At 72.8% G+C, this 22774-nt stretch carries 19 protein-coding genes; 17 read left to right on the forward strand and 2 right to left on the reverse strand.

The features are described from left to right. Positions 1-78 precede the first annotated feature (78 nt). The 4 genes from lysA to AB0H75_RS04060 all read left to right on the forward strand — a co-directional run bounded on the left by lysA (position 79) and on the right by AB0H75_RS04060 (position 5567). Complete coding sequence (gene lysA / locus AB0H75_RS04045; protein WP_367789929.1) at positions 79-1461, forward strand: diaminopimelate decarboxylase; 1383 nt, start codon at positions 79-81, stop codon at positions 1459-1461. Continuing rightward, positions 1458-2747 carry a homoserine dehydrogenase gene (locus AB0H75_RS04050; RefSeq protein WP_367789932.1) on the forward strand — a complete coding sequence of 430 codons (1290 nt, stop codon included), beginning with the start codon at positions 1458-1460 and terminating at the stop codon, positions 2745-2747. The genes lysA and AB0H75_RS04050 overlap by 4 nt, the downstream gene beginning before the upstream one ends. Before the next feature lie 67 nt (positions 2748-2814). After that, entirely contained in the window at positions 2815-3900 is a 1086-nt protein-coding gene (locus tag AB0H75_RS04055; protein WP_367789935.1) for a glycosyltransferase family 2 protein, read from the forward strand. Further along, entirely contained in the window at positions 3897-5567 is a 1671-nt protein-coding gene (locus AB0H75_RS04060; protein WP_367789938.1) for a glycosyltransferase family 2 protein, read from the forward strand. The genes AB0H75_RS04055 and AB0H75_RS04060 overlap by 4 nt, the downstream gene beginning before the upstream one ends. Positions 5568-5621: 54 nt before the next feature. Here AB0H75_RS04060 and AB0H75_RS04065 read toward each other — a convergent pair whose 3' ends face one another. Beyond that, positions 5622-7028 (reverse strand): glycosyltransferase family 2 protein, encoded by a 1407-nt coding sequence (locus AB0H75_RS04065; RefSeq protein ID WP_367789941.1) that lies wholly within the window; start codon positions 7026-7028, stop codon positions 5622-5624. 239 nt (positions 7029-7267) lie between these two features. On the opposite strand from AB0H75_RS04065, the gene thrC reads away from it, so the two are divergent. The 5 genes from thrC (at position 7268) to AB0H75_RS04090 (ending at position 13845) form a co-directional block, all read left to right on the forward strand. Continuing rightward, entirely contained in the window at positions 7268-8326 is a 1059-nt protein-coding gene (thrC, locus tag AB0H75_RS04070) for a threonine synthase (protein ID WP_367789943.1), read from the forward strand. Positions 8327-8392: 66 nt separating this feature from the next. After that, positions 8393-9298, forward strand: a complete 906-nt coding sequence (gene thrB, locus AB0H75_RS04075) for a homoserine kinase (protein ID WP_367789946.1) — start codon at positions 8393-8395, stop codon at positions 9296-9298. Positions 9299-9755: 457 nt separating this feature from the next. After that, complete coding sequence (gene rho / locus AB0H75_RS04080) at positions 9756-11795, forward strand: transcription termination factor Rho (protein ID WP_367789949.1); 2040 nt, start codon at positions 9756-9758, stop codon at positions 11793-11795. A gap of 144 nt (positions 11796-11939) precedes the next feature. Further along, entirely contained in the window at positions 11940-13199 is a 1260-nt protein-coding gene (locus tag AB0H75_RS04085; protein ID WP_367789952.1) for a sensor histidine kinase, read from the forward strand. Between the two features lie 10 nt (positions 13200-13209). Then, positions 13210-13845 (forward strand): response regulator, encoded by a 636-nt coding sequence (locus AB0H75_RS04090; protein WP_367789954.1) that lies wholly within the window; start codon positions 13210-13212, stop codon positions 13843-13845. A gap of 62 nt (positions 13846-13907) precedes the next feature. Here AB0H75_RS04090 and AB0H75_RS04095 read toward each other — a convergent pair whose 3' ends face one another. Next, positions 13908-14945, reverse strand: coding sequence for a hypothetical protein (locus tag AB0H75_RS04095; RefSeq protein ID WP_367789956.1), 1038 nt, complete (start codon positions 14943-14945; stop codon positions 13908-13910). Positions 14946-15147: 202 nt separating this feature from the next. Here AB0H75_RS04095 and rpmE point away from each other — a divergent pair, with 202 nt between their 5' ends. The 8 genes from rpmE (at position 15148) to AB0H75_RS04135 (ending at position 22727) form a co-directional block, all read left to right on the forward strand. Next, complete coding sequence (gene rpmE, locus AB0H75_RS04100; protein WP_367789959.1) at positions 15148-15366, forward strand: 50S ribosomal protein L31; 219 nt, start codon at positions 15148-15150, stop codon at positions 15364-15366. Positions 15367-15468: 102 nt separating this feature from the next. Then, a complete protein-coding gene (prfA, locus tag AB0H75_RS04105) occupies positions 15469-16521 on the forward strand; it encodes a peptide chain release factor 1 (RefSeq protein WP_367789962.1) in 1053 nt (350 codons plus the stop codon). Next, positions 16518-17372: a peptide chain release factor N(5)-glutamine methyltransferase gene (gene prmC, locus AB0H75_RS04110; protein ID WP_367789965.1), complete on the forward strand. Its 855-nt coding sequence runs from the start codon at positions 16518-16520 to the stop codon at positions 17370-17372. The genes prfA and prmC overlap by 4 nt, the downstream gene beginning before the upstream one ends. 1 nt (position 17373) lies before the next feature. Then, a complete protein-coding gene (locus tag AB0H75_RS04115) occupies positions 17374-18030 on the forward strand; it encodes an L-threonylcarbamoyladenylate synthase (RefSeq protein ID WP_367789968.1) in 657 nt (218 codons plus the stop codon). A 131-nt stretch (positions 18031-18161) separates the two neighbouring features. Continuing rightward, entirely contained in the window at positions 18162-19667 is a 1506-nt protein-coding gene (locus tag AB0H75_RS04120) for a hypothetical protein (protein WP_367789971.1), read from the forward strand. Then, on the forward strand, positions 19667-20041 hold the full coding sequence (locus AB0H75_RS04125; RefSeq protein WP_367789974.1) for a hypothetical protein: 375 nt from the start codon (positions 19667-19669) through the stop codon (positions 20039-20041). Before AB0H75_RS04120 ends, AB0H75_RS04125 begins: the two co-directional genes overlap by 1 nt. Positions 20042-20114: 73 nt before the next feature. Next, entirely contained in the window at positions 20115-21380 is a 1266-nt protein-coding gene (gene glyA / locus AB0H75_RS04130; RefSeq protein ID WP_367789977.1) for a serine hydroxymethyltransferase, read from the forward strand. A gap of 57 nt (positions 21381-21437) precedes the next feature. Further along, complete coding sequence (locus AB0H75_RS04135) at positions 21438-22727, forward strand: glycosyltransferase family 4 protein (RefSeq protein ID WP_367789980.1); 1290 nt, start codon at positions 21438-21440, stop codon at positions 22725-22727. Positions 22728-22774: the final 47 nt, after the last annotated feature.

Consider the following 22774-nt stretch of genomic DNA (forward strand, 5'->3'; position numbering starts at 1 on the left):
CCCTCGGGAGCCTTGATCCCGTCTCGATACGTGGTCAGTGGGTCATGAGGAAGTGGCGCTTCCGATAGCCTCGATCGGGTGAGTCGATTCGCCCATCCCGCCGGGGACCGGCACGCCGAGATGCTGCCCCAGGAGCGCCCGCCGCAGGCGCCCGCCGACCTCAACCAGATCAACCCTTCGATCTGGCCGCGAACGTCGAGCCGGGCCGGCGGCGCGCTCACGGTCGGCGGCGTGGACGTCCGCGACCTCGCCCGCGACTTCGGCACCCCGCTCTACGTCATCGACGAGGACGACGTGCGCTCGCGCATGCGCGACTACGCCGCCGCCTTCGCCGGCTCCGAGGTGCACTACGCCGGCAAGGCGTTCCTGTGCAAGGAGGTCGTGCGCTGGCTCCAGGACGAGGGCCTCGGCCTCGACGTGGCCAGCGGCGGCGAGCTGGCCGTCGCGCTCAGCGTCGGCTTCCCGCCCGAGCGGATCACCGTGCACGGCAACAACAAGTCCACCGCCGAGCTGGCCAGGGCGCTGGAGGCCGGCGTCGGGCACATCGTCATCGACTCCTTCGAGGAGATCGCCCGGCTGGGCTACCTTGCCGAGCAGGCGGGCAAGCGGCCCAAGGTGATGATCCGGGTGACCACCGGCGTCGAGGCGCACACCCACGAGTTCATCGCCACCGCGCACGACGACCAGAAGTTCGGCCTGTCGCTGGGTCACGGCGCGGCGGCCGAGGCCGTGCGCCGGGTGCTCGCCCTCCCGCAGCTCGAACTCGTCGGCCTGCACTCCCACATCGGGTCCCAGATCGTCGACACCGCCGGGTTCGAGGTGGCCGCGCGGCGGCTGGCCTCGCTGCTCGTGCAGATCAAGGACGAGCACGGCGTGGTCCTGCCCGAGCTCGACCTCGGCGGCGGCTACGGCATCGCCTACGTCGAGGGCGACGAGGCGCCCGACATCAAGGAACTGGCCGACGGCCTGCGCGAGATCGTCACCAAGGTCTGCACGGCCGCGGGCCTGCCCGTGCCCCGCCTGACCGTCGAGCCGGGCCGGGCCATCATCGGCCAGGGCGGCATCACCCTGTACGAGGTCGGCACCGTCAAGGACGTCGAGGGCCTGCGCACGTACGTGAGCGTGGACGGCGGCATGAGCGACAACGTCCGCACCGCCCTGTACGGCGCCGAGTACACCACCGTGCTCGCCAGCCGCGAGAGCGAGGCCGAGCCCATGCTCAGCCGCCTGGTCGGCAAGCACTGCGAGAGCGGCGACATCGTCGTGCGCGACTGCTACTACCCGGCCGACCTGGCGCCGGGCGACCTGGTCGCCGTCTCCTCCACCGGCGCCTACTGCCGCTCGCTGGCCAGCAACTACAACTACCTGCCCAAGCCCGCCGTGGTGGCCGTCTCGGGCGGCACGGCCCGGGTCATCGTCCGCGGCGAGACCGAGGACGACCTGTTGAGGGGACAGCTGTGAAACCGCTGAAAGTGGCTCTGCTGGGCTGCGGCGTCGTCGGCTCGCAGGTCATCCGGCTCCTGCACGAGCAGGCCGGCGACCTGGCCGCCCGCGTGGGGGCGCCGCTGGAGCTGGCCGGGGTCGCCGTGCGCCGCCTCGGCCGCAAGCGCGACGTCGAGATCGACCCGGCGCTGCTCACCACCGACGCCGAGGCGCTGGTCGCCCGCGACGACATCGACCTCGTCATCGAGGTCATCGGCGGCATCGAGCCCGCCCGCTCCCTCATCGTCTCGGCGCTGTCGCGCGGCAAGTCCGTGGTCACCGCCAACAAGGCGCTGCTGGCCGAGGACGGCGCCACCCTGCACGAGGCGGCCAGGGCCGGCAACGGCGACCTCTACTTCGAGGCCAGCGTGGCCGGCGCCATCCCGCTGCTGCGGCCCCTGCGCGAGTCGCTGGCCGGCGACCACGTCAAGCGGGTGCTCGGCATCGTCAACGGCACCACCAACTACATCCTCGACAAGATGGACTCCACCGGCGCGTCCTTCACCGACGCCCTGGAGGAGGCCCAGACCCTCGGCTACGCCGAGGCCGACCCGACGGCCGACGTCGAGGGCTTCGACGCCGCCGCCAAGGCCGCCATCCTGGCCGGGCTCGCCTTCCACAGCCGGGTGACGGCCGCCGAGGTGCACCGCGAGGGCATCACCGACATCACCGCCACCGACGTGGCCTCGGCCAAGGCGATGGGCTACGTCATCAAGCTGCTGGCCATCTGCGCCCGCTCCGACGACGGCCGCTCGTTCGGCGTGCGGGTGCACCCGGCGATGATCCCGCGCACGCATCCGCTGGCGGGGGTGCGGGAGGCGTACAACGCGGTCTTCGTGGAGGCCGAGTCGGCCGGGCAGCTCATGTTCTACGGCAAGGGGGCCGGCGGCGCGCCCACGGCCTCGGCCGTGCTCGGCGACCTGGTGGCCGTCGCCCGCAACCGCCTGGCCGGCACCCGGGGCCCCGAGGAGTCCACCTACGCCGACCTGGCCGTCCACCCGATGGGCGAGACCGTCACGCGCTGCCACGTGGCGCTGGACGTGGCCGACAAGCCGGGCGTGCTGGCGCGGGTGGCCGACCTGTTCGCCAAGCACGACGTGTCGATCCAGACCGTGCGCCAGGAGGGGCGCGGCGACGACGCCCAGCTCGTCATCGTCACCCACCGCGCCACCGACGCCGCCCTGTCGGCGACGATGGAGGAGCTGCGCGAGCTGGACATCGTGCGGGCCGTGGCGAGCGTGATGCGCGTCGAGGGCGACGAGTAGCCGGGCTCCGGCGGCGGGTCTAAGGTAGGCGCCGACCTGATCCCCCGCGGCCGAGGAGCGCCATCTCATGTCCGTCACCCCCGGTGACACCCCCTGCGGCTTCACGCGCACGCCGGAGAAGGGGCCGGCCCGCCTGCACTGGGCGGGCGGCGGCTGGGCGGTCGAGGGCAGGCCGCCGGACGTGCCCGAGCTGCGCCCGCTGCGCGGCCTGGAGATCGACTGGCCCGGCGAGCCGGTGCCCCTGGACGGGCTGACCGCGCTCGCCGCGGCCGGCGTCCCGCTGACCGCCGAGCACGCCCCGGCCTGGGTGCCCGCGGAGCTGGGGGCCCTGCTCACCGACCGCGGCTGGCTGGAGCACGCCCCCGACGGCACCGCGCGCTGCCTGGCCGACCTGCGGCGCGAGGAGCACAGCGTACGGCTGCGCCGCCTGGCCCACCCCGTGGGCGAGCCCCGCGTGAGCATCGTCATGTCCACCAAGCGGCCCGGGCTGGTCGGCGCGGCGCTGGCGCAGATGGAGCGGCAGCGCGGCGTGACGGCCGAGGTGGTGCTGGGGCTGCACGGTGTGGCGTACGAGGAGGTGCGCGAGGCCGTCGAGGGCTGCGCGCTGCCCGTGCGGTGGGTGGAGGCGGCGGGGTCGGTGCCGTTCGGCGAGGTGCTCAACCGGGCGGCGGCGCTGGCCGAGGGCGACTACCTCGCCAAGTGGGACGACGACGACTGGTACGGCCCGATGCACCTGTCCGACCTGTTCATGGCCATGACCTACGCCCAGGCCGACGTGGTGGGCACCACGGCCGAGTTCTTCTACCTGGAGCCGCTGAAGACCACGATCCGGCGCACGACGTTCGCCAGCGGGGCCAAGTACCCGAGCGAGGTCTACTCCGAGCACGTGGCCGGCGGCACGATCATGGCGTCGGCGGCGACGTTCCGCGAGGCCGGCGGCTTCCCCGCGGTGCCGCGCGCCGTCGATCTGGAGTTCCTGAAGGCGGCGCACCGGGCCGGCGCCCGCATCTACCGCACCCACGGGCTCGGCTACGTCCTGCGGCGCGGGCTCAGCGGCGCCCACACCTGGCAGCTCCCGCTGGCCCACTTCCTCAAGGTGGCCGCCGGGCAGTGGCACGGCTTCCGCCCGAGCCTGCTGATGGAGGCCGGATGAGCGCGCCCGCCGCCGCGGGCCGCGCCGCCCGCGTGCGGGGCAACGACTACCGCGTGTTGCGGCCCCCTCGGGAGTTCACGCCGGAGCTGACGGTCAGCGTGGTCGTGCCTGCCTATGGCGGGCAGCACAAGCTCGACCTGGTGCTGGCCGGGCTGGCCCGGCAGACGTACCCGGCGGAGCTGACCGAGGTGATCGTCGTCGACAACGGCAGCGACCCGCCGCTGCGCCTGCCCGGCGTGCGGCCCTCCCGCACCCGGCTGATCACCTGCCCCGAGCCCGGCCGGGCCCGCGCCCGCAACGCCGGGCTGGCCCGCGCCACCGGCGACGTGATCCACTGGCTCGACTCCGACGTGGTGCTCACGCCCGGCGCGATCGAGGCCCACATGCGCTGGCACCACGCGGCGCCCTACCTCGTGGTCACCGGCTACCTCAGGTTCACCGCCGCCGAGCCGCCCGCCGAGCTGCCCGAGGACCTGGAGGCGTGCTTCGAGCCCGCCGAGCCCCACACCTGGATCGTGGACCTCGTCGAGCGCACCGGCGGCCTCACCGACAACCCGCAGCGCCCCTTCAGCCTGCACGTCGGCGGCGCCACCTCGGTGAACGCCCGGCTCGTCGCGGCGGCCGGGCCGATGGACGAGGAGCTGGTCCTCGGCCAGGACACCGAGCTGGGCTACCGGCTCGGCCAGGCCGGCGCGGTCTTCGTGCCCGAGCCCGCCGCCCGGGCCTACCATCTCGGGCCGACCATGCGGATGCGCGACAAGCAGCCGATCGACCGGGTGAGCCACGCGTTCGTGGCCGACCGCGTCCCGGCCTACCGGTGGTTGCGCGGGCATCCCGGGCGGCAGTGGAAGGTCCCGTACGTCACCGCCGTGGTGGACGGCACGGCGGGCTACGACGCCGTGCGGGCCTCGGTGGACGCGCTGCTCGCCGCCACCGTCCCCGACCTGTCCGTGCACGTCCTCGGCCCCTGGCACACCCTGCGGCCCGACCCCCGCGCCCCGCTCCGCGACCCCGCCCTCGACCTGGTGCTGGTCGAGGGGCACTACCGGCACGAGGGCCGGGTACGCCTGTCGGCCACCGAGGACGTGGACCCCGCCGTGCCGTTCGTGCTGTGGCTGCCGGCCGGGTGGGCGCCCGTCGAGGACGGCCTGGCCCGGCTCCTCGACCTGGCCCGCGACGAGGGCCTGGGGCTGGTGAACGTGCTGCTGGAGGAGTCGCCCGAGGGCGTCGTCGCGGCCCGGCTGGAGCGGGTGTCCGCCTTCGCCAGGGCCCGCGTCGTGGCCGAGCCCGGCGAGGACCTGGACGACGTCGTGGACGCCGTCTCCGGCGTGTCGTGGGTCGAGGGCGACGGCTACGGGTTCACCACCGGGGCGGCGGCCCCGCGGGGGCGGCGCGGCGCGTACCGGGCCATGGCGCGGGCGCGGGCCGAGGCCGACCGGCTGGCGGCGGAGAACGCGCGGCTGCGCGAGCAGGTGGCCAGGTGGAAGGAGGAGGCGGGACGCTGGCGCAGCTCGGCGGTGGAGCTGCGCCGCGAGGTCGGCGGCCTGCGCCGCGAGGCCGCCGGCCTGCGCCGCGAGGCCGCCGCCGCCGAGCGCGCCCAGCGGAGCCTGCGCACGATGATGTCCACGACGATGCGCCGGGCCCTCCCGAGACGCCCGCGCGACTGAGCACTCCGCGGCCCGTCGGACGGGACCCGCGGACCCTCGCCCGACGGGTGGGGGTCAGTTGGGGCGGAGGGCGGACTTCAGGCGGCGCAGCAGGGTGCGTTCGGCGGGTTCCGCCGGGACTCCGGCCGTGGCCGGTGCGGCCGCCGGGGCCGGGATGGTGACCGGCTCGGGCTGCTTCGGCGCGGGCCAGTAGCGCTCGGGCGGCTCGTGCCGCACGCCGTGCGTGGCGTCGATGACGGCGTCGAGATCCGCGCCGGGCTCGGCGAGCAGCACGGCCCGCCCCAGGGCGGAGGTACGTTCGAGCCGCGCCTCGCGCCCGTCCGGCAGGTCCACCACCAGCACGCCCGCCAGGTCCTTCTGGACGGACTCCACCATACGCTCCAGCGTCGCCCGGTGCAGCGGCACGTCCACCGGCCCCCGGTAGCGGAACGGGCACGGCGCGGGCGTCGGCGCCGCCTCGTCGATGAGCCGGACGCGTTCGTCGTGCGCGAACAGGTCGCGCATCAGCCGCAGCTCGAAGCACGGGTCCCCGAGCACCGACCGCCGCCCCTCGTGCAGCCGCGACCACGGCCCCACCAGCGTCACCACGACGTCCTGCAGCTTGCCGCCCAGCGCCGCCGCGACGGCCTGCCGCACCACCGACTCGGAGGTGTCGGTGACGTCGAAGACGATCTCCACGTACGGCACCAGCCACCTCCGCCCCGGATCCTTGCGCAGGTCGCGGCGGAGCGGGACGCGGTGCGCCAGGTAGGGCTCCACGGCCCGCACCGCCCGCTCCCGGTCGCGGTGCTGCGCCGGCAGCCCCAGGTGCACGGCCTGCGCCTCCAGGTCGGGGACGAACACCACGCCGTGCATGGCCAGCCGGTAGGCGAACTCGGTGTCCTCGCCGCGCGCCACGGTCGGGTCGAGACCGCCCACGGCGTGGAAGACCTCGCGGGGCAGGGCGAACGTCGGCCCGGTGCACACGTGGTAGGGGTTGCGGCTCTTGCGCAGCCCGTCCGTCCTGGTGATCGTCGCCTCGGTGGAGCTGGCCACGGCCTTCTCCAGCGCGAACAGCTCGCCCAGGTGCCCCGCGCGGACGATCTGCCGCGGCGTGAGGTCCGGCGGCTCGACGAACTTCTTCATCCCGATCGTGACCAGGTAGTCGGTCACGTGATGCCAGCGGGCCAGCGCCTCGATGTGCTCGCGGCAGGCCACCATGTCGGAGTCGAGCCGCTGGATGATCTCCCCGTCCGCGGCCTTGGCGCCGGTGTTGACGGCGTGGGAGATGCCCCAGCCGTCCCGCACCCGCACCACCCGCGTGTTGACCGGCCGGATCTCGGGCAGCCGGATCGGCGGCTCGCTGCCGTCGTCCACGACAAGGACCTCCATCAGGTGGCCCGGGTACGTCTGGACGGCCAGCGCCGCCAGCGTCAGGTCGAGCTTGTCCTGCCCGCCGTGCGCGGGTATCACCACGCTCACGGAGAGGGCGGGTGACCAGGCGCCCAGTGGTGGCGCCTCGATCGGTGAGTAGTCGTTCTGCCTCAGAGCAGGACGCGCGTTCATGGTGTGACCCCCTGCCGAGACCTTATCGGGAGATGCTGAGAATTTCCTCAATAGCAGGGCTGTCCAACCGATAAGTCCGTCCCTTGGACACGAATCCGCGCCGGTCGCCCGCACCCCGTACACTCGGTGCCCAACACCGCAGGTAGGGAGTCATCATGAGCAGGTCGTGGCGTGGCCTCATCGAGGAATACCGCGAACGTCTTCCCGTGACGACGAAGACGCCGGTCGTCACGCTGCTCGAAGGCGGCACGCCGCTGGTGCCCGCGCACCGCGTCTCCGCCCTCACGGGGTGCGAGGTCTACCTGAAGGTCGAGGGGGCCAACCCCACCGGCAGCTTCAAGGACCGCGGCATGACCATGGCCATCAGCAAGGCGGTCGAGGAGGGGGCCAAGGCGGTCATCTGCGCCTCCACCGGCAACACCTCGGCCTCGGCCGCGGCCTACGCCGTGCGCGCGGGGCTCACCTGCGCCGTCCTGGTGCCGCGAGGGAAGATCGCGATGGGCAAGCTCGCCCAGGCGCTCGTGCACGGCGCCACGCTGCTGCAGGTCGAGGGGTCGTTCGACGACTGCCTGGAGATGACCCGCAAGCTGTCGTCCAGCTACCCGATCGCGCTGGTCAACTCGGTCAACCCGTTCCGGCTCCAGGGGCAGAAGACGGCCGCGTTCGAGATCGTCGACACGCTCGGCGACGCGCCCGACATCCACTGCATCCCGGTCGGCAACGCGGGCAACATCTCGGCGTACTGGATGGGTTACCAGGAGTACTTCACCGACGGCGTGGCGACGAGGAAGCCGCGCATGTTCGGCTTCCAGGCCAGCGGCGCGGCCCCGATCGTCGAGGGCGCGCCGGTGACCCGCCCGCACACCATCGCCACCGCCATCCGCATCGGCAACCCGGCCTCCTGGTCGCTGGCCACGGCGGCGCGTGACGAGTCGGGCGGCGTCATCCAGTCGGTGACCGACCGGCAGATCGCGGCGGCCTACAAGCTGCTGGCGCAGGAGGAGGGCGTGTTCGTGGAGCTGGCCTCGGCGGCCAGCGTCGCGGGCCTGCTCCAGGCGCACGCCCAGGGCCTGGTCGAGCCCGGGCGGCGCATCGTCTGCACGGTCACCGGCAACGGGCTCAAGGACCCCGACTGGGCCATCTCGGGGGCGCCGGCGCCGACGGTCATCCCGATCGACGTCCACGCCGCCGCGGCGGCGCTCAACCTCGCCTGACGGGCGGGGGCACAGAGGATCGCAGGGGATCACGGGGGATCACGGGGAGTGAGGACTGATGGGCGAATGAGGAGCGTTGGCATCCGCGTGCCCGCCACGTCGGCGAACCTGGGCCCGGGTTTCGACGCGCTCGGCCTGGCACTGAGCCTGTACGACGAGGTCGAGGCCACGCTCACCGGCGGGAGCGGTGTCGAGGTGAGCGTGGAGGGCGAGGGCGCGGGGGAGGTCGATCTCGGCGAGGGCCACCTGGTCGTCAGGGCCATGCGCGAGGCGTTCGGCCGCATGGGGGTCCCCCAGCCCGCGGGCATCCGCCTGCGCTGCCGCAACCGCATCCCGCACGCCCGCGGCCTGGGCTCGTCCTCGGCCGCCGTGTGCGCCGGCCTGCTCGCCGCCCGCGCGCTGGCGGGGGCGGAGTGGCCCGACGACGAGGTGTTCGCGCTGGCCACCGAGATGGAGGGCCACCCCGACAACGTGGCGCCGTGCCTGGCCGGCGGGCTGACCGTGGCCTGGTCCGACCACACCGGCGTGCCACGTATGGTGAAGCTGGCCCCCGACCAGCGGGTCCGTCCCGTCGTTCTGATCCCTTCCGCACGGCTGGCGACGGAGACCGCGCGGGGGCTGCTGCCGAAGGACGTGCCCCACAAGGACGCCTCCTTCAACGCCGGCCGGGCCGCGTTGCTGATCGCCGCGCTGACCCAGCGGCCCGAGTCGTGGATTCTGCTCGCGGCCACGGAAGATCGGCTCCATCAGCATTACCGCGCGCCTGCGATGCGGGAGAGCGCGGATCTGGTAGAACGACTGCGTGGAGTGGGCGTGCCCGCGGTCGTTTCGGGAGCGGGTCCCACGGTTCTTGCGTTTTCGACCTCGGATACGCAGGATTTGATCGCGCCAGAAGTGGGTAATGACTGGCACATCCAGCTAATGGACGTCGACCCGGTCGGTGCGGACGTTCAGTTCCCCGAGACACGCTGATGCCTCTTTAGACCTTCAGGGAATAGCCGTGTGCGCTGGTGATGTTAGGCTGATAGCCGCACCAGATGCCCCCTTGGTGGGTGCGTGCTTGTCAGCCACACATCGCTGCATCATGCTTCACGTCGCGAGGCGTGGGCAGCGCGGCTGTCTCCCCGGAAATCAGTCGCCTCCGGTTGGCCCACACCCGGTTGGCCCTAACCGAGGCGTCGACGACGGGGATCTGCGCGTTCGATTCAATTCGACATCTGGTTGGCGACAGCAATCTGGGGGGTGTCAGCCACGTGCCACGGCCCAGCGGCGGCGTGGACGAACCCCTCCCCAAGAGTGGCGGCCGTCTCCAGCGACAGCCGAAGATCGCAAAGTGCACCCCGACCCGGTCTGTCCCGCCGGATCGCAAGCACCTCCGGGACGTCGGCAGAACAAAACCGGCGCCCGACCCCTGGGAAGGACCTTTTAGTTGAGCGACACCACCGAACTCCTCTCCGACGCACCAGGCGCCGAGCCCGCGTCCGGCGACACCCCCACTCGCGCAGCGGCCAAGCCGCGTGCGCGTCGCTCCGGCACCGGCCTGTCCGCCAAGGTGCTGCCCGAGCTGCAGAAGATCGCAGCGGAGCTGGGCATCAGCGGGACGGGGCGCATGCGGAAGAGCCAGCTCATCGCGGCCATCCAGGAGAAGCAGGGTGGCGGTTCCGGAGACGGCGCGACGGCCCCCGCGGCCGCCGCCGAGGCGCCCGCGCCCGTGGCCGAGCCGGCCCCGGCGGCCGAGCGGCCGGCCCGTACGCGCAGGGAACGCTCCCGCGCCAAGACGGCCGTCGAGGAGCCCGCGCCGCAGCCGGCCGCAGCCGCGCCCGAGCCCGTGATCCAGGCGCCCGAGCCCGTGGCCGCGCCGGCCGAGCCGGTCATCGAGCAGCCGCAGACCATCGACTCCGGCCCGGGCGAGACCCGCGCCGAGCGTGGCGAGAGCCGCCGCGAGCGCCGCAGCCGCGGCGAGCGCCGTGAGCGGGGCGAGCGCGGCGAGCGCTCCGCCGACCGCGGTGACGGCGGCCGGCCCGAGAGCCGGTCCGAGAGCCGGTCCGACGGGCGTTCCGACGGCAGGGCCGACGGTCGCGCCGATGGCCGTTCCGACAGCCGTTCCGACAGCCGTTCCGACGGCCGGTCCGACAGCCGTTCCGACGGCCGGTCCGACAGCCGGTCCGACGGTCGCGCCGACCAGCGCGGTGACCAGCGGAACGACCAGCGCGGCGGAGGCGTCGACGACGACGAGCGCGGCGGCCGCGGCCGCCGGGGCCGCTTCAGGGAGCGCAACCGTGGCCGTGGCCGCGACCGCTTCGAGGGCGGCGACCCCGTCATCGGCGACGACGACGTGCTCATCCCGATCGCCGGCATCCTCGACATCCTCGACAACTACGCCTTCGTGCGGACCAGCGGCTACCTGCCGGGCAGCAACGACGTCTACGTCTCGCTCGCCCAGATCCGCCGCAACGGCCTGCGCAAGGGCGACGTCATCACCGGCGCGGTCCGCCAGCCGCGCGAGGGTGAGCGGCGCGAGAAGTTCAACGCCCTGGTCCGCCTCGACACCGTCAACGGCATGGACCCGGACCAGGCCCGCAACCGGCCGGACTTCAACAAGCTGACGCCGCTCTACCCGCAGGAGCGCCTGCGCCTGGAGACCGAGCCCAACATCCTCACCACGCGGATCATCGACCTCGTCTCCCCGATCGGCAAGGGCCAGCGCGGCCTCATCGTCTCCCCGCCCAAGGCCGGCAAGACGATGGTGCTGCAGGCCATCGCCAACGCGATCACCCGCAACAACCCCGAGTGCCACCTGATGGTCGTGCTCGTGGACGAACGGCCTGAAGAGGTCACCGACATGCAGCGGTCGGTGAAGGGCGAGGTCATCCACTCGACCTTCGACCGCCCCGCCGAGGACCACACCACGGTCGCGGAGCTGGCCATCGAGCGCGCCAAGCGCCTGGTGGAGCTGGGCCACGACGTGGTCGTCCTGCTCGACTCGATCACCCGCCTCGGCCGCGCCTACAACCTGGCGGCCCCGGCGTCCGGGCGCATCCTGTCGGGTGGTGTCGACTCCACGGCGCTCTACCCGCCCAAGCGCTTCTTCGGCGCCGCCCGCAACATCGAGAACGGCGGCTCGCTGACGATCCTCGCCACGGCCCTGGTCGAGACCGGGTCCAAGATGGACGAGGTCATCTTCGAGGAGTTCAAGGGCACCGGCAACATGGAGCTCAAGCTCAACCGGTCCCTGGCCGACAAGCGCATCTTCCCGGCGGTGGACGTCGACGCGTCCGGCACCCGTAAGGAAGAGATCCTCATGGCCAGGGAAGAGCTCCAGATCGTCTGGAAGCTGCGCAGGGTGCTGCACGCGCTCGACATGCAGCAGGCGCTGGAGCTGCTCCTGGAGAAGATGAAGGAGACCAAGTCCAACGCGGAGTTCCTCCTTCAGGTCCAGAAGACCACGGTGAGCAACGACCGCGACTAGCGGCCCGCGTTCGCGCCGGAAGGGCGGCAGGTTCCCACCTGCCGCCCTTCTCGCGTGCCGGGGGAAAGAAGGGGGGTTATCCCCACCCCGGGACGGAAGTCACCTCCATTCACGCGGCGGGCCGGGCCGGGCAGGCTGGTCGGCATGCGATCGGTGGAGTTGAAGGACCGGGTGCGGTGGGGGCCCAACGGGCCGCTGGGGGTCCTGGTCGATCCCATGACGTGGCGGGCGGTGCCGTACCTGCTGGTCAGCGGGGCGATCGGGTTCGGCTGGTTCGTGGTGCTGGCGTTCGCGGTGCCGGTCTCGCTCACGCTGGCGGTGGTCTGGGTGGGCGTGCCGCTCGCGATGGCGACCGTGCTCATGTGGCGTGGCGGGGCGATGCTGGAGCGCAGGGTGCTGCGGGCGGCGTTCGGGGTGCGGATCGCCGACCCGTACCGGAGGCGGCCCGAGGGCGGGGTGGGCGCGCACATCCAGTGGCTGGTCACCGACCCGGCGACCTGGAAGGACCTGGGCTACCTGCTCATGCTGCTGCCGCTCGGCGCGGTGGAGGTGGCCGTGTCGTTCGGGGCGTGGTTCGCGACGGCGGGACTGCTGCTCGCGCCGCTGCTCCACGAGGTGAACGCGGCGGACGGCGGCCGTTACCTGGTGGAGGACCACGCGGCCACCTGGGTGTGCGCGGCCTTCGGGCTCGTCATGCTCGTGCTGACCGGCTACCTCATGCGCGGCATGGCCTGGCTGCACGGCACGCTGGCCACCGTGCTGCTCGGCGGCGGCGAGGAGGCGCGGCTGCGGGCCAGCCGGGCCCGGGGCGTGGACGCGGCCGAGGCCGAGCGCCGCCGGATCGAGCGCGACCTGCACGACGGCGCGCAGCAGCGGCTGCTGTCGGTCGCGGTGGACCTCGGGCGGGCGCAGGCCAAGTTCGACAGCGACCCCGAGGAGGTCAGGACGCTCATCGTCCAGGCCCACGCCGGCACCAAGGCCGCCATCGCCGAGCTGCGCAACCTGGCCAGGGGCATCCACCCGGCCATCCTCAGCGACCGCGGGCTGGACGCCGCGCTGTCCGGGCTGGCCGCGCGGGCGCCCGTCCACGTGGACGTCTCGGTCGAGCTGGCCGAGCGGCCGCCGGCGGCGGTGGAGAGCATCGCGTACTTCACCGTGGCCGAGGCGCTGGCCAACATGGCCAAGCACGCCGCCGCCACGGAGGCGTCGGTGTCGGTGTTCAAGGACCGCGGCGGCGTGGTCGTGGACGTGTGGGACAACGGCGTCGGCGGCGCCCTCGTGGTCCCCGGCGGCGGGCTGGCCGGGCTGGCGGACCGGGCGGCCACCATCGACGGCGTGCTCGTCGTGCACAGCCCTCTGGGCGGGCCCACCATCGTACGCGCGGAGCTGCCCTGCGAGTGGTAGGCATGGGCCCATGCGCGTGGTCATCGCCGAGGATTCCGTCCTGCTGCGTGAAGGGCTCGCCCGGCTGCTGGCCGACGGCGGCATCGAGACCGTCGCCGCCGTCGCCGACGGGCCGGCCCTGGAGGCGGCGGTCCGCGAGCACCGGCCCGACCTGGCGATCGTCGACGTCCGCATGCCGCCCACGCACACCGACGAGGGCCTGCGGGCGGCGCTGCGGGTGCGCGCGCGGTGCCCCGACTTCCCCATCCTGGTCCTGTCCCAGTACGTCGAGGAGCGCTACGCGGGCGACCTCATCGGCCGGGCCGTCGGCTATCTGCTGAAGGAGCGGGTGGCCGACGTGGCCGAGTTCCTGGAGGCGGTGCGGCAGGTGGCGGCGGGCGGCACCGTCATCGACCCCGAGGTCGTCGTGCAGCTGCTCAGCCGCCAGCGCCGCGGCGCGCCGCTCGACTCGTTGTCCCGCCGTGAGCGCGAGGTCCTGGCCCTCATGGCCGAGGGCCGCTCCAACACCGCCATCGCCGCCCGCCTCGTCGTCACCGAGGGCGCGGTCGAGAAGCACATCTCCGGCATCTTCGCCAAGCTGGCCCTCGGGCCGGCGCCCGAGGACCACCGGCGGGTGCTCGCCGTGCTGACCTACCTCGGCAGGTGAGCCGGCGGGCGGGCCGGCGGACGGGTCAGCGGGCGGGGCAGGTCAGCGGACGGGGGGGCGGGTCAGCGGACGTCCACGAACTCCTGCGGCGACAGGGAGGCCCTGGTCGTCCTCGTGCCGGGCACCTTGACCCGGTAGTAGCCGTCCTTGCGGGCCTTGTAGGTCTTGGCGTACTTGCCGGTCGAGGTCGTCCTGGCGAAGCCGAGCAGCTTGTACGTCCTGGTGCCCTTGGCCTTGAAGTACACCTCGATGGTCTTGCCCTTGTACGGCTTCGTGCCGCGGTAGACCTTGCCGTACACCTTGACCGGCTTGCCGGCCCTGACCTTGTCCGGGGCGGAGATCGTCACCCGGGACCGCGCCTTCCTGGTGGTGCCGTTCGCCGGCGCGGCGACCGTGAAACCGGCCACGCCCTTGAGGGTCTGGCCGCCCCGGTGGGCGTACACCTCCAGCGTCCAGTCGCCCGGGGTGGTGTCGTCGGCCAGGTACGTGCTGCCGCGGTACGTGCCGCCGGCCTCCCCGGCCAGGTCGCCCAGGTCGTACAGCTCTCCGCCGTCGCCACTGACGAGCTTGGCCGACACCGACGCGGCGTCCCTCACCGTCGCCTCGACCGAGACCTTCACGTCCTTGCCGGTGACCAGCTTGACCGGGTCGGGGGTGACCTTGGCGGCGGAGATGCCCTGCTTGCCGGCGACCCGCACCACGAACGGCGTGGTGCCCGTGCCGCCGGCGCGGGCGACCACGACGCTCAGCTTCCACTCGCCCGCCGGGTCGTCGGCGCCGATCCGCCACCGGCCGACGATCCGCTGCGTCGCCGCCGCGTCACCCGTCCGGAAGTCGAACGTGACCGCCCGGGCGGCCTGGCCGGGCGGCTCGATGCCGCCCGTCACGCTCGTGACCTCGCCCGGGCTCCTGAGGTTGAGCGTGACGGTGCCCTCCACCTCGTTCTGCAGCGGGACCGACGCGCTGGCCGACGCGTCACCCGTGAAGTCGCCGGCTAACGCGGAGGTCGTCCTCGCGTCGGCGTCGCTCGTGCCGGTGCCTCCCAGGAGAACGGCGGCCCCCATGGCGATCGCGAGGAGCGACCGCAGCCTTCTCTTCATGCCTGGAATTCCTAACCAGAGTGAGGGATGGTGCAAAGGAGCCTATTGCGACGGGGGGCGGGCCTGCGAGGGGACCGCCGGGGAATGCCCGATGGCCTGGGATGGTTGGACGATCTGGCACACTGGTAGCCGACCGATTTTGCGGTTCCGGTTCACGCCGCGCCTGAAGGCGACCCGGCGGCCGCACCCCGAAAGGACAGCGATGAAGCGCGAGATCCACCCCGATTACCACGTGACGCAGGTGACCTGCTCCTGCGGTAACACGTTCACCACCCGCAGCACCGCCAAGAACGGCGTCATCCACGCCGACGTGTGCTCTGCCTGCCACCCGTTCTACACCGGCAAGCAGAAGATCCTCGACACCGGCGGCCGGGTGGCGCGCTTCGAGAAGCGCTTCGGCAAGAAGGCCACGGGCAAGTAGCTCCCCACACGCCGGCCCGGCCGCACATCCGCGTGCGCCGGGTCGGCGTTGTTGGTGCAGCCGCACCGCCCCCGCCCGATTCCACCCATCGAAGGACCCACGGTGAACCTCGACGAGTTGCTCAAGGAGTATTCCGAGCTGGAGCTGCAGCTCGCCGACCCCGCCGTGCACGCCGACCAGGCCAGGGCCCGCACCCTGGGCCGCCGCTACTCCCAGCTCACGCCGATCGTCACCACCTATCGCGAGCTCGGCTCCGTCCGGGCCGACCTGGGCACCGCCAAGGAGCTGGCCGGCGAGGACGAGTCGTTCGCGGCCGAGGCCGCCGAGCTGGAGGCCCGCGTCCCCCAGCTGGAGGAGCGACTCAAGCACCTGCTCATCCCGCGCGATCCCAACGATGACAAGGACATCATCATGGAGATCAAGGCGGGCGAGGGCGGCGAGGAGTCCGCGCTGTTCGCCGGCGACCTGCTGCGGATGTACCTCCGCTACGCCGAGCGGCTCGGCTGGAAGACCGAGGTCATCGACTCCCAGCCCTCCGACCTCGGCGGATACAAGGACGTCACGGTCGCCATCAAGGCCAAGGGCGACGAGGGCGTGTGGTCCAGGCTCAAGTTCGAGGGCGGCGTCCACCGCGTGCAGCGGGTGCCCGTCACCGAGTCGCAGGGCCGCATCCACACCAGCGCCGCGGGCGTGCTCGTCTACCCGGAGGCGGAGGAGGTCGACGTCCAGATCGACCCTAACGACCTGCGCATCGACGTCTACCGCTCCAGCGGCCCCGGCGGCCAGAGCGTCAACACCACCGACTCCGCGGTCCGCATCACCCACCTGCCCACCGGCGTGGTCGTCTCCTGCCAGAACGAGAAGAGCCAGCTCCAGAACAAGGAGTCGGCGATGCGCATCCTGCGCGCCCGGCTGCTGGCCATCGCCCAGGAGGAGGCCGAGGCCGCGGCGCAGGCCGAACGCAAGTCCCAGGTGCGCACGGTCGACCGCTCCGAGCGCATCCGCACCTACAATTTCCCGGAAAACCGCATCTCCGACCACCGCGTCGGCTTCAAGGCGTATAACCTCGACCAGGTTCTCGACGGTGAGCTCAACGCCGTCACCCAGGCCCTCATCGACGCCGAGATGGCGGAGAAGCTCGCACAACACTCATGAGTCTGCTGCTGGACGAGATCGCCCTCGCCACCGCCCGGCTGGCCGAGGCCGGCGTGCCCTCACCGCGCACCGACGCGGAGGAGATCGCGGCTTTCGTCCACGGCGTGCGCAGGAGCGAGCTCCACACGGTCAAGGACGCCGACTTCGACGCGCTGTTCTGGGAGGGCGTCGCCCGCCGCGAGGCCCGCGAGCCGCTGCAACACATCACCGGGCACGCCTACTTCCGCTACCTCGACCTCGCGGTCGGGCCCGGCGTGTTCGTGCCGCGGCCCGAGACCGAGGTCATGACCGGCTGGGCCATCGAGACGCTGCGCGAGATGGACGTCAACGCCCCGCTCGTGGTGGACCTCGGCACCGGCTCCGGGGCCATCGCACTGTCGATCGCGCAGGAGGTGGCGCTGGCCGAGGTGCACGCCGTGGAGGTCGATCCGGCGGCGTACACGTGGGCCAAGCGCAACATCTCCGAGCTGGGCCAGGGGCGTACCCACCTGCACCCGGAAGACCTCGCCGAGGCGCTGCCCGAGCTCAACGGCAAGGTCGACCTCGTCATCTCCAACCCGCCCTACATCCCGCCGGGCGCGATCCCGCGCGACCCCGAGGTGCGCGACTACGATCCCTCCCGCGCCCTCTACGGCTCCGGCGAGGACGGTCTCGACGAGGTCCGCGCGGTCGAGCGCACCGCCCGCAGGCTGCTGCGCCCCGGCGGCTGGGTCGCCGTCGAGCACGCCGACCAGCAGGGCAGGGACGTCTACCTGACCTTCCCCGAGGACAACGGCTGGCGCGACGTACGCCTGCGGCAGGACCTCACCAGAAGAGATCGTTTCGTCACGGCCAGGCTCGGCCAGGACTAGGATGGCCGCCGTGGGACGACGCTTCGACTGCTCAGACCTCGAACAGCGCGCCGAGGGGCTGAAGGAGGCCGCCGCGGCAGTGCGCCGGGGCGAGCTGGTGGTGCTGCCGACCGACACCGTCTACGGCATCGGCGCCGACGCCTTCACCCCGGCCGCGGTCACCTCGCTGCTGGACGCCAAGGGGCGCGGGCGCGACATGCCGCCGCCGGTGCTCGTGGGCACCGTCAGAGCCGCCACAGCGCTCGTGGACGACATGGGGCCCTACGGGCAGGATCTCATCGACGCCTTCTGGCCGGGGCCGCTCACGCTCGTCTGCAAGGCCAACAGGGCCCTTTCCTGGGACCTCGGTGAGACCAAGGGCACGGTGGCCGTCCGCATGCCGCTGCACCCGGTCGCGCTCGACCTGCTCAAGGAGACCGGGCCCATGGCCGTCTCCAGCGCCAACCGCTCCGGTGCCCCGGCCGCCACCACGGCGGAGGAGGCCGAGGAGCAGCTCGGCGAGTCGGTCGCGGTCTACCTCGACGCCGGCCGCACCAACGACAACACGCCCTCCACCATCCTCGACCTCACCACCGCCGTGCCCAGGATGTTGCGGCGCGGGGCGATCCCGGTCGAGAAGCTGCGCGGCATCATCGGCTACGTCGCCACCGACGACTGACCCACGCGGCGGGCCGGCCCGCCGCGTGACGTGTACCGCGTGACGTATACCGTCTGCTTATCCCGGCTGCGCCGGCGCTCCGGCCGTGATTACGGTGAGGCCCGGAGCGGCGAGACGTCGGGGAGTGGCCCATGGGCAAGTACGACGGCATGGATCCCAAGCTCGTGCGCGAGCTGCTGGCCGAGGTCAGGCGCGCGGCCGCGCGCATGCGGGAGGCCGAGGACCGCGTCAGGTCCGCGATGAGCCGCGCCGGGCTGCCCATGCACGCCACGCACCGCCCCGTCCAGATCGCGGAGTCCGCCGACGCCCTGGTGAAGGACGTCAGCGGGCGGCTCGCCGTCCTGGAGAAACGGGAGGATCACCCCCGGAAGTCCGGCACCGGCGACGGCACCGGCGACACCGCCGGGCCCGGCCGCCGGCCGGAGAGCCGCGAGCCCGACCAGGACACCCCGAAGCGCGACGACGGCGACAGGACCCGCTCGGACGGCAAGACGGGCTCAGAGGGCAAGACCGGCTCGGACGGCAAGACCGGCTCGGAAGGGAAATCCGCTGCCGACGGGAAGACCTGCGACGACGCCGGCGGCAAGGACACGGGGACGAGAGGTGACGGCAGGGTGGACACACCCGCCAAGGACCACCCCGACGACACAGCCGCCACAAAACCGCAGATCGTGGACGTTGACGGGGTCAAAGTTCTGCAGATTCCCCTTGACCCGCCGACGGCCGAGCAGGTCGAGAGCATGCTCAGGAACGCCGACCAGGTCCGCCCCGCCGACATGCCCCAGATACCCGACGGCGCCGGCCCGCCCGGCTCCGAAGCCCGCCCCGACGGCGCCCCCGGCTCCGTGGCCCCGGGCGACCCGGCCGCCGGTACCCGTCACACCCCCCTCCCGCCCGCCCCCGCGCCCACGGACGGCGGCACCGGCCACGCCCCCGCCACACCCCAGCCCTCGGGCGACCCGGCCCCAGGAGACGGTTGTGCTGGTGATGGGGTGACCGCGCCCGGTGGTGCGGGCACGACGCCGGAGGGCGGCGGCTCGGCGTCGCAAGGGAATCAGGGAAGTCAGGGGAGTCAGGCGAGCCAGGGGAGTCAGGGGGGCCAGGGGTTCGTGGTTCCGCCGACGGCTCCGGCGGCCGACGGCGGTGCCGTGCCGGGAGGCGGTGCCGTGCCGGGAGGCGGCGGCGCGGAGGGCGCGGGGACGGGAAACGCCACCGGCACGATGCCGGGAGCGGGCCAAGCCCCCTCGCCTGGAGCCGGTCATGGGACCGGAGCCGAGTCCGGTCATGGGACCGGGGGCGAGGCCGGGGCCGGGGAGGGAGGGGTGGCTTCGGCGGGGTCGTCCATCCGGCTCATGGACGGGCAGGAGACCTTGGCGGTCGTGCGGGACGCCGGCGGCGACGTCGTGTCCGTCGAGGTGACGCCACCCGACCTGGACGCCCTGCGCACCGTGATCGACCACCACCGCGACATCCAGCCCCAGGACCTCCCCTCTGTACGGATCCCGCCCGGCGAGTACGGCACCGGCGAGTGGGCCCCGAGGGACGTCCGCCCCGACGGCCCGCCCGGCGGGGTCGAGCCCGGCGGCCCCGCCGATGCGGAGCAGGCGCAGGCGCAGGCGCCGGAAAGGAACGCGTGATGTACGTCGACCCCCCGGCCCCCAGGCCCAAGGCCATCGACGAGCGCCCCCCGGCCGGCTCCACGGGCCCGCTCGACAGCCAGCCCCGCGCCTGGGAGTTCAACCCCGAGTACCAGCGCCTGGTCGTCGCGTGGCAGGCCGTCCTGCCCCAGTTGGAGATCCTGAAGACGGTCCTGGACAAGGCGTACGACCTGGCCAGGAGCCCGCAGACGTGGGACGCCCCGGTGGGCGAGCGCTACGTCCAGGACATCCGGGCGTGGCGGACGCGGCTGGCCGTCTACCGCCACACCGTCCTGACCGCGATCAGCGACGAGGCCCACGACACGCCACGCTGGATCCCGGTGGAGGCCAACGCCCCGCACGCCTTCCCCTGAGCCGGTCGGCCGGCCGGCCCCGGATGCGACCCCGTGTCTGGGAGAATCGGACATCGGGTCGTACAGTGGGGAAATGGGTACAGAGCCCTACTACGGACCGGACTTCGGGCTGTTGAGCAGGCAGGATCCCGAGCTGGCCCAGGTGCTGCTCGACGAGCTGGACCGCGAGCGCGGCGGCATCCAGCTCATCGCGAGCGAGAACTTCACCTCGCCCGCCGTCCTGGCCGCCCTGGGCTCGACCCTCACCAACAAGTACGCCGAGGGCTACCCGGGCCGCCGCTACTACGGCGGCTGCGAGGTGGTGGACCGCGCCGAGCGGCTGGCGATCGAGCGCGCCAGGCGGCTGTTCGGCGCCGAGCACGCCAACGTCCAGCCCCACTCGGGCGCCTCGGCGAACCTGGCCGCCTACGCCGCCCTGCTGCAGCCCGGCGACACGATGCTGGCCATGGCCCTGCCGCACGGCGGCCACCTCACCCACGGCTCGAAGGTGAACTTCTCGGGGCGGTGGTTCGACGTCGTGCCGTACGGGGTGCGGCGCGACACCGAGCTCATCGACTACGACGAGGTGCGCGACCTGGCGCTGCGGCACCGGCCCAAGCTCATCGTGTGCGGCGCCACGGCGTACCCGAGGCTGATGGACTACGCGGCCTTCCGCGGCATCGCCGACGAGGTGGGGGCGTGGCTGCTGGCCGACGCGGCGCATCCGATCGGGCTGATGGCGGGCGGCGCGATCCCGTCGGCGGTCCCGTACGCGGACGTGGTGACGTTCACCACCCACAAGGCGCTGCGCGGGCCGCGCGGCGGCGCCATCCTGTGCACCGGCGAGCTGGCGAAGCGGATCGACCGGGCGGTCTTCCCGTTCCTGCAGGGCGGGCCGCTGATGCACGTGGTGGCGGCCAAGGCGGTGGCCTTCGGCGAGGCGCTGCGGCCGGAGTTCGCCGACTACGCCCGGCGGGTGGTCGCCAACGCCCGCGCGCTCGCCGACACGCTGAGCGCGGAGGGGATGCGCGCGGTCTCGGGCGGCACGGACACGCACCTGGCGCTGATCGACCTGCGGGACACGGGGGTGTCGGGCGCCGAGGCCGAGCGGAGGTGCGCGGCCGCGGGCATCACGCTCAACCGCAACGCCATCCCGTACGATCCGGAGCCGGCGGCGGTCACGTCCGGCATCAGGGTGGGCACTCCCTGCGTGACCACCCAGGGGATGGGGCCCGAGGAGCTCAAGGAGATCGGGACGTTGCTCGCCGCGGCCGTGCGCCGTCCGGCGAGCGCCGGGGAGGTCAGGGAAAGGGTTGCGGCGCTTCTCGCCATCCGTCGCCCATATCTCAGCGAACATTAAGCTGGTCTGTGTCGTTTTCCGGTCACAGAGGGCCGGGACATCCGGGAAACTAGGTCCGTGCGCGAATACCTGTTCATGGCGCTCATCGCGGCGGCGGTGACCTATCTGCTGGTTCCGCTCGTGCGCCGTTTCGCCATCCGCATCGGCGCCATGCCCGAGGTTCGCGATCGCGACGTGCACACCACGCCGACGCCTCGCCTGGGCGGGCTGGCCATGTACGGCGGCCTCGTGGTGGGGTTGCTGGTGGCGAGCCAGCTCACGCACACGGGCAAGGCGCTGACGGAGACCGACGTCAACGCGGTGCCGGCGCTCATCGTGGCCGGCGGGCTGATCACGATGACCGGCTTCCTGGACGACTGGTGGGGCATGGACGCCTTCATCAAGCTCGGCGGCCAGGTGGCGGCGGCGGGCGTGCTGGTCTTCTTCGACCTGCGGCTGCTCTACATCCCGCTGCCCCAGAACTGGGGCGGCTCCATCAGCCTCGACCCCACGCTCAGCACGGTGATCACCATCATGGTGGTGGTCGTGACCATCAACGCGGTCAACTTCGTCGACGGCCTCGACGGCCTGGCGGCCGGGATCGTCTGCATCGCGGGCATGGCCACCTGGGCCTACTCCATCTTCCTGGCCGTCAACATCAGCGGCGGGCGCATCACCACCACGGCCGCCATCGCGGCCATCCTCATCGGCACCTGCCTGGGCTTCCTGCCGCACAACTTCCATCCCGCGAAGATCTTCATGGGCGACACCGGGGCGATGCTCATCGGGCTGGTGCTGGCCTCGTCCATCGTCACGGTGACGCCGGTGGACCCGGGGATCATCGAGGGCATGAACAAGGTGCCGGTGCTGCTGCCGCTGCTGCTGCCGGCCGCGGTGCTGGTGCTGCCGCTGGTCGACCTCATCACGGCGGTCGTGCGGCGCACCTCGCGCGGCCTGTCGCCGTTCGCGCCCGACCGCGGCCACCTGCACCACCGGCTGATGGACATCGGCCACTCCCACCGCAGGTCGGTGCTCATCATGTACGCCTGGGCGTTCCTGTTCGCCTTCGGCGTCGTGAGCATGGCCACGATCGGCGTGCCGGTGCTGCTGTTCCCGGTGTTCATCGTGTTCGCGCTGGCCGTGCTCGTGCTGATGGCGCTGCCGCGCTGGCGGGGCAGGGGCGGCGCGCACGCGGCCTCGCGCGGCGACCAGCCCGACGACGACGGCCCGCCCACCGGCCCGATGCCGCCGATCCCGCCGGATCCCGAGGTCAGGCGGCGGATGCCGCCCGCCGAGGGCCCGTCGGCGAGCGGACGGGCGGCGGCCGACGGTAATCCCGTCATTCCGGCATTTCCGAGCCGTTCTTGATCGCGAACTAGAAACGGCAGGTAAAAGCGGTCTTCCGTGAGCTTGTG

Origin of the sequence: Nonomuraea sp. NPDC050783, assembly GCF_040802095.1 — a bacterium.
GTDB lineage: Bacteria > Actinomycetota > Actinomycetes > Streptosporangiales > Streptosporangiaceae > Nonomuraea.

Excerpts from the sequence above, each read along its gene's own strand:
- AB0H75_RS04095 (WP_367789956.1), bottom strand. The coding sequence starts at position 14,945 with ATGAAGAGAAGGCTGCGGTCGCTCCTCGCGATCGCCATGGGGGCCGCC.
- AB0H75_RS04120 (WP_367789971.1), top strand. The coding sequence starts at position 18,162 with ATGGGCAAGTACGACGGCATGGATCCCAAGCTCGTGCGCGAGCTGCTG.
- AB0H75_RS04090 (WP_367789954.1), top strand. The coding sequence starts at position 13,210 with ATGCGCGTGGTCATCGCCGAGGATTCCGTCCTGCTGCGTGAAGGGCTC.
- AB0H75_RS04085 (WP_367789952.1), top strand. The coding sequence starts at position 11,940 with ATGCGATCGGTGGAGTTGAAGGACCGGGTGCGGTGGGGGCCCAACGGG.
- prmC (WP_367789965.1), top strand. The coding sequence starts at position 16,518 with ATGAGTCTGCTGCTGGACGAGATCGCCCTCGCCACCGCCCGGCTGGCC.
- thrC (WP_367789943.1), top strand. The coding sequence starts at position 7,268 with ATGAGCAGGTCGTGGCGTGGCCTCATCGAGGAATACCGCGAACGTCTT.
- thrB (WP_367789946.1), top strand. The coding sequence starts at position 8,393 with ATGAGGAGCGTTGGCATCCGCGTGCCCGCCACGTCGGCGAACCTGGGC.
- rpmE (WP_367789959.1), top strand. The coding sequence starts at position 15,148 with ATGAAGCGCGAGATCCACCCCGATTACCACGTGACGCAGGTGACCTGC.
- AB0H75_RS04115 (WP_367789968.1), top strand. The coding sequence starts at position 17,374 with ATGGCCGCCGTGGGACGACGCTTCGACTGCTCAGACCTCGAACAGCGC.
- AB0H75_RS04125 (WP_367789974.1), top strand. The coding sequence starts at position 19,667 with ATGTACGTCGACCCCCCGGCCCCCAGGCCCAAGGCCATCGACGAGCGC.
- AB0H75_RS04055 (WP_367789935.1), top strand. The coding sequence starts at position 2,815 with ATGTCCGTCACCCCCGGTGACACCCCCTGCGGCTTCACGCGCACGCCG.
- AB0H75_RS04060 (WP_367789938.1), top strand. The coding sequence starts at position 3,897 with ATGAGCGCGCCCGCCGCCGCGGGCCGCGCCGCCCGCGTGCGGGGCAAC.
- glyA (WP_367789977.1), top strand. The coding sequence starts at position 20,115 with ATGGGTACAGAGCCCTACTACGGACCGGACTTCGGGCTGTTGAGCAGG.